At 68.0% G+C, this 12,577-nt stretch carries 12 protein-coding genes and 2 tRNA genes; 3 read left to right on the top strand and 11 right to left on the bottom strand.

Annotated features, from left to right (window positions below):
- Positions 1-64: 64 nt before the first annotated feature.
- Together ABN401_RS14870 and ABN401_RS14875 are read right to left on the bottom strand one after the other, a co-directional pair.
- Positions 65-138: transfer RNA gene (locus ABN401_RS14870), tRNA-Gly, on the bottom strand.
- A 75-nt stretch (positions 139-213) separates the two neighbouring features.
- Positions 214-297: transfer RNA gene (locus ABN401_RS14875), tRNA-Tyr, on the bottom strand.
- 146 nt (positions 298-443) lie between these two features.
- Here ABN401_RS14875 and rlmB point away from each other — a divergent pair.
- Positions 444-1,340, top strand: coding sequence for a 23S rRNA (guanosine(2251)-2'-O)-methyltransferase RlmB (rlmB, locus tag ABN401_RS14880; RefSeq protein WP_349685654.1), 897 nt, complete (start codon positions 444-446; stop codon positions 1,338-1,340).
- A gap of 4 nt (positions 1,341-1,344) precedes the next feature.
- Here the strand turns inward: rlmB and ABN401_RS14885 are convergent, their stop codons facing one another.
- Both ABN401_RS14885 and ABN401_RS14890 read right to left on the bottom strand, forming a co-directional pair.
- The gene (locus ABN401_RS14885) at positions 1,345-1,800 is read right to left on the bottom strand and encodes a hypothetical protein (RefSeq protein WP_349685655.1); all 456 of its coding nucleotides are present in this window, start codon (positions 1,798-1,800) and stop codon (positions 1,345-1,347) included.
- Positions 1,801-1,852: 52 nt separating this feature from the next.
- Positions 1,853-2,101 (bottom strand): hypothetical protein, encoded by a 249-nt coding sequence (locus tag ABN401_RS14890; RefSeq protein WP_349685656.1) that lies wholly within the window; start codon positions 2,099-2,101, stop codon positions 1,853-1,855.
- A gap of 163 nt (positions 2,102-2,264) precedes the next feature.
- Here ABN401_RS14890 and ABN401_RS14895 point away from each other — a divergent pair, with 163 nt between their 5' ends.
- Both ABN401_RS14895 and ABN401_RS14900 read left to right on the top strand, forming a co-directional pair.
- Positions 2,265-3,143, top strand: coding sequence for a TerC family protein (locus ABN401_RS14895; protein ID WP_349685657.1), 879 nt, complete (start codon positions 2,265-2,267; stop codon positions 3,141-3,143).
- A 29-nt stretch (positions 3,144-3,172) separates the two neighbouring features.
- Positions 3,173-3,622 (top strand): hypothetical protein, encoded by a 450-nt coding sequence (locus tag ABN401_RS14900; protein ID WP_349685658.1) that lies wholly within the window; start codon positions 3,173-3,175, stop codon positions 3,620-3,622.
- A gap of 1 nt (position 3,623) precedes the next feature.
- Here ABN401_RS14900 and metG read toward each other — a convergent pair whose 3' ends face one another.
- The 7 genes from metG to ABN401_RS14935 all read right to left on the bottom strand — a co-directional run bounded on the left by metG (position 3,624) and on the right by ABN401_RS14935 (position 12,577).
- Positions 3,624-5,327 (bottom strand): methionine--tRNA ligase, encoded by a 1,704-nt coding sequence (gene metG, locus ABN401_RS14905; RefSeq protein ID WP_349685659.1) that lies wholly within the window; start codon positions 5,325-5,327, stop codon positions 3,624-3,626.
- 78 nt (positions 5,328-5,405) lie between these two features.
- The gene (locus ABN401_RS14910) at positions 5,406-6,773 is read right to left on the bottom strand and encodes an MATE family efflux transporter (protein WP_349685660.1); all 1,368 of its coding nucleotides are present in this window, start codon (positions 6,771-6,773) and stop codon (positions 5,406-5,408) included.
- 131 nt (positions 6,774-6,904) lie between these two features.
- A complete protein-coding gene (locus ABN401_RS14915; RefSeq protein WP_349685661.1) occupies positions 6,905-7,303 on the bottom strand; it encodes a DUF1489 family protein in 399 nt (132 codons plus the stop codon).
- 51 nt (positions 7,304-7,354) lie between these two features.
- Entirely contained in the window at positions 7,355-9,250 is a 1,896-nt protein-coding gene (locus ABN401_RS14920) for an acetyl/propionyl/methylcrotonyl-CoA carboxylase subunit alpha (RefSeq protein ID WP_349685662.1), read from the bottom strand.
- 177 nt (positions 9,251-9,427) lie between these two features.
- A complete protein-coding gene (locus ABN401_RS14925; protein WP_349685663.1) occupies positions 9,428-10,324 on the bottom strand; it encodes an enoyl-CoA hydratase-related protein in 897 nt (298 codons plus the stop codon).
- 14 nt (positions 10,325-10,338) lie between these two features.
- The gene (locus ABN401_RS14930; protein WP_349685664.1) at positions 10,339-11,931 is read right to left on the bottom strand and encodes a carboxyl transferase domain-containing protein; all 1,593 of its coding nucleotides are present in this window, start codon (positions 11,929-11,931) and stop codon (positions 10,339-10,341) included.
- Positions 11,932-12,157: 226 nt separating this feature from the next.
- Positions 12,158-12,577: a J domain-containing protein gene (locus tag ABN401_RS14935; RefSeq protein WP_349685665.1), complete on the bottom strand. Its 420-nt coding sequence runs from the start codon at positions 12,575-12,577 to the stop codon at positions 12,158-12,160.

The following is a 12,577-nucleotide window of genomic DNA, read 5'->3' on the forward strand; positions in this document are numbered from 1 at the left end:
GGCCAAACTCCTGATGGCCCTGGCCCAGAAGTGGGGAAGCGGGGCGCGTGTGCTGTCAAAAACCTGGAGCGGGTAGACGGAATCGAACCGACATATTCAGCTTGGAAGGCTGCTGTACTACCATTGTACTATACCCGCACGGAGACGGCCTCGGCTGACTTGGCCTCGACCGCCGACCCTCATCGGGGCCCTCAACCGTCGTTCCGAAACGCGTGGTGGGGGAAGCAGGACTCGAACCTGCGAAGCTTACGCAGGGGATTTACAGTCCCCCCCCTTTGCCGCTCGGGACATTCCCCCGCACGCGCTGATCGGACCGTCGGAACGCCCGGAACCGGTCTTTCGACCCATCCCGGAACAAAAGACTTCGGGGTCGGGACACGCCTGCGATACAGGAAGCGTCAGACCCGAAAGCCCTAGGGCTCCAAATCGGAGGGCGTCTTATAGTGTCGAGAATTCCAGAACGCAACGACCGCAAATCGGGCGGAAAACCGGCCGGCGGGCGGGGCTTCAAGCCTCGGTCGGCGGGCCCCACCGGCGGCCCGGCCAAAGGCGGCTGGTCCCCCCGCGCCACCGAAGCCGACCCGACCGCGGCCCCGCGCGCCAGCCGCGGCAAGGTCGATGCGGACACCCTTCTGTGGGGTCGCCATCCGGTGCTCGCCGCCCTGGCCAATCCGGCGAGGAAGGGCATGGGCCGCCTGATGGCCACGCCCGACCGCGCCGCCGAGATCGAGCGCGACGGCCTGGCCCATGGGCACAAGGTCGAGATCGTCGAGCCCCAGCAACTGGAGCGTCTGCTGCCCCAGGGCGCGGTGCATCAGGGCCTCGTCTTCAAGGTCCAGCCGCTCGAGGGCGTGGCGCTCGAAGACATCGCCGAGCCGGCCAAGGGCGTCATCGTCATGCTGGACCAGCTGACCGACCCGCAGAACGTCGGGGCCATCTTCCGCTCCGCCCTGGCGTTCGGCGCGCGCGGGATCGTGGTGCAGGATCGCCATTCGCCCGTGCTGGCCGGGGCCCTGGCCAAGGCGGCGGCCGGGGCGACCGAGCGCCTGCCCTGCGCCCGGGTGACGAATCTGTCCCGCGCGCTCGAGACGCTGGCCGATCTGGGCTGGCGCGCGGTCGGACTGGACGGCGCCTCGGACGAGACGCTGGAAAACGCCCTGGATCACCGGCCGACCGTCCTGGTCATGGGATCGGAGGGCGACGGCATCCGCCGTCTGGTGGCCGAACACTGCGACGTCCTGGCGAAAATCCCCATGCCGGGCGGGTTCGAGAGCCTCAACGTGTCCAACGCCGCCGCGATCGCCCTCTATGAGGCGTCGAAGGCCCGGAGCCGCAGGTAAAGAACTAACCTTGATTCCTTGATGCTTCCACAATTGGGCTGATCTGCTCGCCAGCCCAGATAGCAAGTTGAGGAAACAACCAGAGAACAAGAAGAGAAAACAGAAAAACGCCCAAGGCACCTAGTATCCCAGATGCCATTTGCTTCAAAACGTACCTGACGAATGCTGGAAGAACAAGCCAGACCGCGCCCACAACATACGCAACGATGTAGCGCTTCTTGTAGGCCACCAGCGCGTTCACCGCTCTGACACGCATCTCCTCGAGATCATCTGCAGAATACGCGTCCCAGAGGTGAGCTGTCGTGGGTTCGTCGGCTTCGGTTAGAGGACGTCCTTTCAGGAGCGCATCCTCGGCGTGCCACGAGCAGCGAACATACTCGCCGACCTGAACCAGCCATTTTGCGTAATCGGTCGTGCCGTACTGGCTGACAAAGGTGGCGCGCGCGTCGGGGTAGGCCAAGGTAACTTGACCGTCCGGCTTCGGCCCTTTGCTACCCCCGACTTGCACCTATCTAAAGCAAGGCTTCTGCGTGACGCTGGATGCGCTGCTGTGTTTGCAACTCACGTTCCAGCAAACCCCTGTCACTGAGGAACTGCTTTGACGTTTCGGCCATCTTGAGCATATCCGCATGCTCGCCCGCTTCGATAGAGGCGTAAGTGTCGTCGGGGTCGTTCGCCATTCGCGAGACCCAATAGAGCACAATTCTGCGCGCTAGATCCGACACGGCACCACCAACGACGTCAAAGAACGGAGTTGTCATAGGTGGTCCGCCATCCCTCGATGTCAAGCCTATCCAATGCGACAAGGCGGGCGATTCTACGGCTTCATCGAGTCCCGATTGACCCATGGGACGGCAGCGGACGTTGTAGCTGTGGATGGATCGACGCTTGCCACGCAGACGCCGCCTGCCCTAACAGCGCCCCATGGAATTCCTCAGCTCTCCCGAATTCGCCAGCCAGCTGACCGCGCTCGGTCAGGTGCTGGCCATCGACCTGGTGCTGGCCGGCGACAACGCCGTGGCCGTGGGTCTCGCGGCGGCCGCCCTGCCGACCGAACAACGGCGCAAGGCCATCCTGATCGGCCTGGCCGCCGCCGTCGTCATGCGCATCGGCTTCGCCCTGATCACCGTGCAGCTTCTGGCCATCGTCGGCCTGCTGCTGGCGGGTGGCGTGCTGCTTCTGTGGGTCTGCTGGAAGATGTGGCGCGAGATCCAGGAGCAGAAGACCCACGACCAGGCCGAGGCCCAGGCCGAGCTCGAACTCGCCCTGTCGATCGAACACGGCCATGGACCGTCGCCCGAGGAGCTGGGCCTGAAGCGCAAGACCTTCGGCGCCGCCCTGCTGCAGATCATGATCGCCGACATCACCATGTCGCTGGACAATGTGCTCGCCGTCGCCGGCGCGGCCCATGACCACCCCTGGATCATGGTGTTCGGCCTGGTCCTGTCGATCGCCCTGATGGGTCTGGCCGCCACCTTCATCGCCCGCCTGCTGAACAAGTACCGCTGGATCAGCTACCTCGGCCTGGTGATCGTGCTCTACGTCGCCCTGCACATGATCTGGGACGGCTACCGCTCGGTCGTGGTGCGCACCGACAATGTGGATCAGCACAACGCCGCCGTTCCGGCCTTCCTGGACATTTCCGACAAAGAGGTCGCCAAGCACATGCGGGGCGTCCGGACCGAGGACAGCGAACTGCCGGGCGCGGGCGCGCCACTGACAGAGACTGACGCGGCGACCACGTCCGCTTCCGCCCCGGCACCGGTTGCCGTAGCCTCGCCCGAGGCGCCCACGACGGAATAGGTCCGGACCGGAGCCGCGAAAGATCGAACATGGCTCCTGTTCTTCTGGCCCTGCTGCTCGCCGGCCCCTTGCCCGCGACGGCTGAGCCCCTGGCTCCGGCTGTGGCGATCCAGAGCGCGCCGCGCGACATCGGCGTGGGCGATCCACTTCGCCGTCCTCTGCTGGACGCGCTTCGGCCCGCGATCGAGGATGACCTCGGCCAGCCCGTTCAGTTCATGGTCGATCGGCTGCGCGTTCAGGGCGACTGGGCTTTCTTCGCCGGCTCAGTCCAGCGGCCGGACGGCCGGCCCATCGACTTCAGCCGGACCCGTTACGCCGAGGCCGTGGAAGAAGGCTTCTTCGACGGGCCGGGCACCTACGGCCTGCTTCGCCGCGTGGGCGGTCGGTGGCGGGCCGAGGGCTTCTTCGTCGGCCCGACCGATGCGGCCTATCTATCCTGGCCCGACGAGCAGGGCGCGCCGGCGAGTCTGTTCGAGTAAGTCATCCCGCCCCGCCGAACCGCTCGCTCCACTCGGCGACCTGGCTGTCCTCGATCTTCTTGAACAGGACCTCGGCGGACGCCACCGGTTGACCGCGTGGCAGGCGGTCCAGCAGGGGCTGGTCCGCCGACGGCCACGACAGGTCGATTTCCCCCACCGTCGCGGCGATGGTCGGCGCGGTGAAGGGCATCACCGGCGCGGCGATCCGGGCGAACAGGGCGACCAGGTTCAGCCCCGTGCGCACCCCCACGGCCGATCGCGCGACGTCGGTCTTGAAGGCGGTCCACGGCGCGGCCTCCTGCAGATACTCGTTGCCCAGCACCCACACGGCCCTCAGCGCCTGACAGGCCTTTCGGAACTCCATCGCCTCGAAGGCCTCGGTCGCCTCGGCGATGCCGGCGCGGACGTCGGCCTCCAGCTTCGCCTCCAGCGGCCCCGGCTCGCCGCCGTCGGGCACGACGCCGTCGAACTTGGACTCCGCGAACTTGACAATGCGGTTGACGAAGTTCCCCAACACATCGGCCAGGTCCTTGTTGGTCGTCGACTGGAACTGCTCCCAGGTGAAGGCCGCGTCCGACCCCTCGGGCCCATAGGCGGTCAGGTGCCAGCGCCAGTAGTCGGCGGGCAGCAGTTCCAGCGCCTGGTCCATGAAGACGCCGCGCTTCTGCGACGTCGAGAACTTGCCGCCGTACCAGTTCAGCCAGTTGAAGGCCTTCAGCGTATCCACCGTCTTCCACGGCTCTTCGGACCCCAGCAGGGTCGCGGGGAAGACCACCGAGTGGAAGGCGACATTGTCCTTGCCCATGAACTGGACGTAGCGGACATCATCGGCGCCTTCGTCCAGACGCCACCAGTCGCGCCAGGTCCGGCCCGTGGCCTCGGCCCACTCCTCGGTCGCCCCGATGTATTCGATGGGGGCGTCGAACCAGACGTAGAAGACCTTGCCCTCCATGCCCGGACGCGGCCCGCCGTCGGGGCCCACCACCGGCACGCCCCAGGCCAGGTCCCGCGTGATGCCCCGGTCGATCAGCCCCTCGTCCAGATGTTTCAGCGCGATCGACTTCGCCAGGGTCTGCCAGCCCTCGCGGCTGTCGATCCAGTCCCGGATCCGGCCTTCCAGCCTGGTCTGCAGCAGGTACAGGTGGCGCGTATCGCGGACCTCCAGATGGGTCGATCCCGACACCGCCGAATAGGGCGCGATCAGGTCGGTCGGGTCCAGCAACCGCCCGCAGTTGTCGCACTGATCGCCCCGCGCCCCGACGTGGCCACAGTGCGGGCAGGTCCCCTCGACATAGCGGTCGGGCAGGAAGCGCGCGTCGTCGATCGAATAGATCATCCGATCCACCCGCGCCTCGATGAAGCCGTTCGCTTCCAGTTTCGCCGCGAAATGCTGGGTCAGGCGACGATTGGGAGCGCTCGAGGACCGGCCGAACCAGTCATAGCTCAGGCCGAACGCCTCACCCGCCCGCTTCTGGATCTCGTGCTGCTCGTCGCAATAGGTCCGCACGTCTTGCCCGGCGGCGGCGGCGGCCAGCTCGGCCGGCGTGCCGTGCTCGTCGGTGGCGCAGATATACAGCACCTCGTGGCCCTGCCCCCGCTTGAACCGCGCATAGACGTCGGCCGGCAACATCGACCCGGCCAGATTCCCCAGGTGCTTGATGCCGTTGATGTAGGGCAGCGCCGAGGTGATCAGAATGCGGGACATGGATGGCCGGGGCTGGAGGGTCGAGGGGGTGTTAGTGGCGACGGTTGATCGGCAGGACAAGGGTCACGGACGCGAAAGCTAGGCTGCCCTCGACCCTCGACCCTCGAGCCTCGACCCTCCCAATCGCCTCGCCACCCTGACGAACCGCCCCGTCAGCAGGCTGGCCGAGATCAGGCTGGCCACGATCACCGCCCACACCAGTCCGTCCACGCCGATGCGGTGCGCCAGCCACCAGCCCAGCGGCATCATCACCCCGCCATAGGCCGCGAAATGCATGATGGTCGGCCACCAGACGTCTCCGGCCGCCCGGTTGGCCTGTGACGCCACGACCTGGATCCCGTCGGCCACGAAGAACAAGGTCGCCAGGACCAGGGCGGGCACCGCGATGCCGAACAGGGCCGGGTCGCGATTGTAGGCCCCGATCAGCAGCGGCGCGGTCGGCCACACCACCAGGGCGACGACCAGCGTCAGGGCGGTGACCACGCCGATCCCGACCAGTCCGTTCCTCAGCACCGCGCGCGGATCGCTCGCCCCGTAGGCCCGTCCCACCACCACGGCCGTAGCCGACGACAGTCCCATCGGGATCATGAAGACGATCGCCGAGATGTTCAGCACGATGGCCCAGGCCGCCGTCTCCGCCGCGCCCAGTTGCCCGGCGATGATGGTCATCAGGGCGAACGCCCCCACCTCGATGAAGTAGGACGCGCCCGACCCGGCCCCGATCTTGATCTGCTCGCGCGCCGCGACCGGGTCCCGCTTCGGCTTGGCGAACACGCCCAGCGCCCGCGCCTCGGGCAGGCGCAGGATGTAGATCACCAGGAATACCGCCAAGGACACCCGCGCCGCGAACGTCGCCCAGGCCGAGGCCTCCGCCCCGAGCAGGCCGATCCCCAGCAGATCGGGCACCAGCAGCAGGTTCAGCGCCAGATTGACCCCGTTGGCCACCCACATGGCGATCATGCCGGGCTTGGGCTTGCCCAGCGCCTCCAGGAAGAACTGCGCCGCCACCGAGATCAGATAGGCGGGCATGGACAGGGAGAACACGATCAGGGCGGGCCGCGCCCCCTCGCCCAGCCCGTCGGCCAGGTTCAGCTGCGTGAGCGCCCACGGCCCGAACACGATCAGCGCCAGCATGGAGGCGACACCGATCTGGGCGGCATAGACCAGGCCGCGCCGCAGCACCGCCCCGGCCTCGTCGCGGCGTCCCTCGCCCAGCAGCCGGGCGGTCATGACCTGCACGCCCAGCAGAAGGCCGACCGCCGTCGTCACCACTACGGCCGTCGGTGCCCAGGCCAGCGAATGATAGGCCAGCTCCGTCGCCGAATACCGCCCCACCACGATGGCGTCGGTCAGCCCCATGGTCATGATGCCGATCCGCGCCAGGATCACCGGCCAGGCCAGGCTCAGCAGATCGCGCGTCGCGGTTCGGGTGGCGGGAGACAACATGAGAGGTCTTAGGGTTTAGGGCTTAGGGCTTAGGGCTTGGTCTTGGCTCGACCGGGCCGGTGCCTATAGCGGCTTCCCCGCCGCTCGTCCTGCTTTCCTAAGCCCTAAGCCCTAAGCCCTAAGACCTCAGCTCACCACGCCCCCATCTCCCGCAACTGCTTGGCCAGGTCCGCCGGCATGTCGCCGGTGTCCATGGACGACAGGTCCGGAGGCGCGTCCTTCGGTTCGAGGTATCGCCAGCCCTGGAACGGCCGCCGCGCCTGCGGGGCCGTGCGCACCACCTCGGGCGACAGCTTGATCAGGCACATCGACGCCTTGCCCTCGCCGCGCGTGGAGATATCGACGATCGGCATCCGGCACGTCACCGATCCCTTCATGACCCAATAGATCGAGCCCCCGTCCTCGATCTCTGCCGCGCGCTTGGGCGTCATCCGGGTATTGACCGTCAGCCAGTCGCCCTTAGCCGCCCGCCGTTCCAGCGTCTCGACCTTGGCGACGCCGACGCACAGCTTGATCATGTGAAGGGGCATGGGCCCCTCTAGCCTTTCCGCTCATCCCCGCGAAAGCGGGGATGAGCGGCATCATGAGTTCGCATCCACCACCGCCAGCACCGCATCCGCCGCCACCTGGTCCCCGACCGAGACGCCGACCTCGCCCACCACCCCGTCGAACGGCGCGACGAGGGCGTGCTCCATCTTCATCGCCTCCAGCACCACCACCGGCTGCCCCTTGGTCACCGCGTCCCCGGCCTTCGCCGGCGTCGCCACGATCTTGCCCGGCATGGGCGCGCGGAGGGAGCCGTCGGAGGCGGTGCCGGCGACGGCCGATGCCGAGAACTTCGGCCACTCGAACGCGTGGACGTCGCCTCGCTCAAAGTAGATCCAGCGGTCGCCATCGACGACGGGGTTCGAGATGAAAGCCAGTTCGACGTCCTCGGGGTAGCTGGCGACGACAGGGCTCCCGTTCAGCACCAGCCTGATGTCACGCTGCCTCGGCTGGTTCAGTCGAAAGCCGATGTTGTCGAGCGTGGTCCAGGGCGAAGGCCACTCCACGCCCTGAGCCATTATGCCGAGGTGCGTCAAAGCGGAGGCCTGAGCGTAACCAGATGGCGACGGCACCCTGGCCAGGACGTCCATCTCACTACCGATCAGGCCGGTATCCACATCCCCCGCCACGAACCGCGGATGCTCCAGAGACCGCACCAGGAACCCGGCATTGGTCCGCACCGGCCAGACCTCGACCGACCCGCACGCCTCCGCCAGCCGCTCCGCCGCCGCCTCGCGCGTCTCCGCATGGACGATGAGCTTGGCGATCATCGGGTCATAGAACTGGCTGACCTCGCCGCCCTGCTCCACGCCCGTATCGATCCGCACCCCGTTCGGCAGCACGAAGTGATCCAGCTGCCCGATCGACGGCAGGAACCCGTTCGCCGGGTCCTCGGCATACAGCCGCGCCTCCATCGCCCAGCCGGTGATCGACAGCTGGTCCTGCCGCAGCGGCACGGGCTCGCCCGCCGCCGCGCGGAACTGCCATTCGACCAGGTCGACGCCGGTGATCGCCTCCGTCACCGGGTGCTCGACCTGCAGCCGGGTGTTCATCTCCATGAACCAGATGCGGTCGGCCCGCAGCCCTTCCGTCCCGTCGGCGATAAACTCGATGGTGCCCGCACCGACGTAGTTCACGGCCTTGGCCGCCCGCACCGCCGCCGCCGTCACCGCCTCCCGCGTCGCCGCATCCATGCCCGGTGCCGGGGCCTCCTCGATGACCTTCTGGTGCCGGCGCTGCAGCGAGCAGTCGCGTTCGAACAGGTGGACGACCTCTCCGTGGCTGTCGCCGAACACCTGAACCTCGATGTGGCGGGGCGACAGGATGTATTTCTCGATCAGCACCCGGTCATCGCCGAAGCTGGACGCCGCCTCGCGCTTGCACGACGCCAGGGCCTCCAGGAAGGCTTCGCCCGCATCGACCCGGCGCATCCCCTTGCCGCCCCCACCCGCCACGGCCTTGATCAGGACAGGATAGCCGATGGCGTCCGCCTCGGTCTTCAACCGCTCCGGCGTCTGGTCCTCGCCCAGATAGCCGGGCGTCACGGGCACACCCGCCTCGATCATCAGCTGTTTGGCGGCGTCCTTCAGCCCCATGGCCCGGATCGCCGCCGGCGGCGCGCCGATCCAGACGATCCCCGCCGCCATCACGGCCTCGGCGAACTCGGCGTTCTCGGACAGGAAGCCGTATCCCGGATGGATCGCCTCCGCCCCGGTCGCCTTCGCCGCCGCCAGGACCCTGGCCTGGTCCAGATAGCTCTCGCGCGCCGGGGCCGGCCCGATCAGCACCGCCTCATCGGCCTCGCGAACATGCAGGGCCTGGGCGTCGGCCTCGGAATAGACGGCGATCGTGCGGATCCCCATCCGCTTGGCGGTGCGGAAGACGCGACAGGCGATCTCGCCGCGATTGGCGACCAGGACGGAGGTGAACATGACGCCGGTTTAGTGCGGGCCGATGCGGTTGTCTCCTCCCTGTCCGCCGCTTGGCGGATGGGGAGGTGGATGCGAGCCCTTGCGAGCAGACGGAGGGGTCCTTCGCCGCGTCCAGAGCCCCTCCACCGCTTCGCGGTCCCCCTCCCCATCGCCAAGAGGCGACGGGGAGGAGACAGATCACACCGCCCAGCTGGGATCGCGCTTGTCGAGGAAGGCGCGCACGCCCTCCTGCCCCTCGACGGAGACCCGTGCGCGGGCGATCCGCTTGGCGGTCTCCTCCATCAGGCCCCGGTCGATCTTCTGGCCCACCACGTCGTGGACCAGCCGCTTGGCCTCGCCCATGGCACCGGGCGCGTTGCGGGTCAGGCTGTCGGTCAGCATCGACACGAACTCGTCCATCGACCCCTCGGGCAGGACCATGTCGATGATCCCGGCATGGGCCGCGTAGTCGGCGTCGAAGATGTTGGCGGTCAGGAACAGCTGGCGCGCCCGCCGCGCGCCCACGGCCTCGACGACATAGGGGGCGATGGTCGCCGGGATCAGCCCCAGCTTGACCTCCGAGAAGGCGAAGCGGCTGCCCTCGACCGCCACGGCCATGTCGCAGGCGCAGACGATGCCCGCCCCGCCCCCCATGGCCGATCCCTCGACCAGGGCGACCGTCAGGGCCGGAATGTCGTGCAACGCCTTCAGCATCCTGGCCAGGCTCATGGCGTCGTCGCGATTGTCGCTCTCGGACCAGTCCACGGCGTCACGCATCCAGCCCAGGTCCGCGCCCGCGCTGAACGTCCCGCCCGCGCCCCTCAGGAAGACGACACGCACATGGTCGGCCCCGTGCAGGGTCTCGAACGCCTCGTGCAGGGCCGCGATGGTGGCGGCGTCGAAGGCGTTCTTCTTGGCCGGCCGGTTGATGGTGATGAACACCACCCCGTCGGCGGTGGAATCGATCTGCACCAGATCGTCGTTGGCGTCGGGCCCCGGATCGGCCAGCAAAGGATGCGAGATGGCGTTGATCTCGGCGGCCTCGGCATCGGTGATGTCGAGCGCGTTCAGGTTGGATGTCTTTGGGTCGGTCATAGGGAATTCTCCAATCACATCCGGAACACGCCAAACGTCGTGTCGGCTATGGGGGCGTTCAAACTGGCGCTGATCGCCAGGCCCAGCACGTCGCGCGTCTGGGCCGGGTCAATGACGCCGTCGTCCCACAGGCGGGCGGTGGCGTAGTAGGGGTTGCCCTCGTCCTCGTATTTCTGGCGCACCGGGGCCTTGAAGGCTTCGGCTTGTTCCGGGGTCCAGGTGTCGGCGTCACGGTGGACCGTGGCCAGGACGGCGGCGGCCTGTTCGCCGCCCATGACGCTGATCCGGCTGTTGGGCCAGGTGAACAGGAAGCGCGGTGAATAGGCCCGGCCGCACATGCCGTAGTTCCCGGCGCCGAAGCTGCCGCCGATCAGGACGGTGAACTTGGGCACGTTCGCGCTGGCGACGGCGGTGACCAGCTTGGCGCCGTCCTTGGCGATGCCACCGGCCTCGTATTTCCCGCCGACCATGAAGCCCGAGATGTTCTGCAGGAAGACCAGCGGGATCTTCCGCTTGCAGGCCAGTTCGATGAAGTGGGCCCCCTTCAGCGCGCTCTCGGAAAACAGCACCCCGTTGTTGGCCAGGATGGCGACCGGATAGCCCCAGATGCGGGCGAAGCCACAAACGAGCGTGCCGCCGTACAGGGGCTTGAACTCCTCGAACTCCGAGCCGTCGACCACCCGGGCGATGACCTCGCGCACGTCATAGGGGGCGCGCACGTCATCGGGGATCAGGCCGTAGAGCTCCTCGGCGGCCAGTGCCGGCTCCTTCGGCTCGCGCACGTCCAGATCGACCCGCTTGACGCTGTTCAGATGGCCGACGATGTCGCGGACGATCTCCAGCGCGTGCTCGTCGTTCTCGGCGACATAGTCGACCACGCCGGACTTCCTGCCATGCGTGTCGGCGCCGCCCAGGTCCTCGGCGGAGATGACCTCGCCGGTCGCGGCCTTCACCAGCGGCGGGCCGGCCAGGAAGATGGTGCCCTGGTTTCGGACGATCACCGTCTCGTCTGACATGGCCGGGACATAGGCGCCGCCGGCGGTGCAGCTGCCCATGACGCAGGCGATCTGGGGGATGTTCCGGGCGCTCATCCGCGCCTGGTTGAAGAAAATGCGGCCGAAGTGGTCGCGGTCGGGAAAGACCTCGGCCTGGTGCGGCAGGTTGGCCCCGCCCGAGTCGACCAGATAGACGCAGGGCAGATTGTTCTGCTCGGCGATCTCCTGGGCGCGCAGGTGCTTCTTGACCGTCATGGGGAAGTAGGCCCCGCCCTTCACCGTCGGGTCGTTGGCGACGATCATGACCTCGCGGCCCGAAACGCGCCCGATGCCGCAGATCATGCCGGCGCTGGGCGCCTCGTCGTTGTACATGCCGTTCGCCGCCAGCTGGCCGATCTCCAGGAAGGGCGAGCCGGGGTCCAGCAGCCGCTCGACCCGGTCGCGGGGCAGCAGCTTGCCGCGCGCGACATGGCGGTCGCGACTGGCGTCGGAGCCACCCCGCGCCGCCTTGGCCACCCTGTCGCGCAGCTCGGCGACCAGGGCGGTGTTGTGGGCGTGCAGCGCCCTGAACGACGGGCTGTTCGGATCGACGACGGAGGTCAGCTTCGGCATGGCGGGTGGTTTAGGGGGGAATGAGGCGATCGGGAAGTCAGACGGTTTCCTTCTCCCCTTGCGGGAGAAGGTGGCCGCGAAGCGGACGGATGAGGGGTGCGGCGACGCGACGGCGGTGCCCCGGGGGACGCTCCTCGGCGAAAGCGAGTTTCACCCCTCACCCGTCGGCGCAAGGACGATCGCTGCGCTCTCGTGCGCCGTCTCCCTCTCCCGCAAGGGGAGAGGGTCACTTTCTGAGCAGCCGATCCTTCGCCGCGTTCAGTTTGGCGGCCAGCCCCTCCGTGCCGCCCTGATCCGGGTGGGCCCTCGCCATCAGGCGACGCCAGGCGGCGGTGATGTCCTGGGACGTCGCGCCGACCGGAACGCCTAGCAGGCTGCGCGCCTCGGCGTCGGACAGGCCCCCGGCGCGCGGCGGGACCGCCCGGATGCGCGAGGCCAGCGTGAGCCACAACGCCGCTCCGCAAAGTCCCGCCCCGGTGATCCAGGCTCCGCGTGACAGGGCCAGCGCGCCCCCGGCCAGCATCACGGCAGAGATCAACGTCGCCGCGACCCGCCATTGCCCCCGACGAGGCCCCTCGGTCTGACGACCGAGGCGAACCAGGGCCCAGACGGCGACGCCCGCCAGCACGAGCCAGATCAGGCCCAC

The sequence above is a fragment of the Brevundimonas aurifodinae genome (assembly GCF_040195595.1).
Classification (GTDB): domain Bacteria; phylum Pseudomonadota; class Alphaproteobacteria; order Caulobacterales; family Caulobacteraceae; genus Brevundimonas; species Brevundimonas aurifodinae.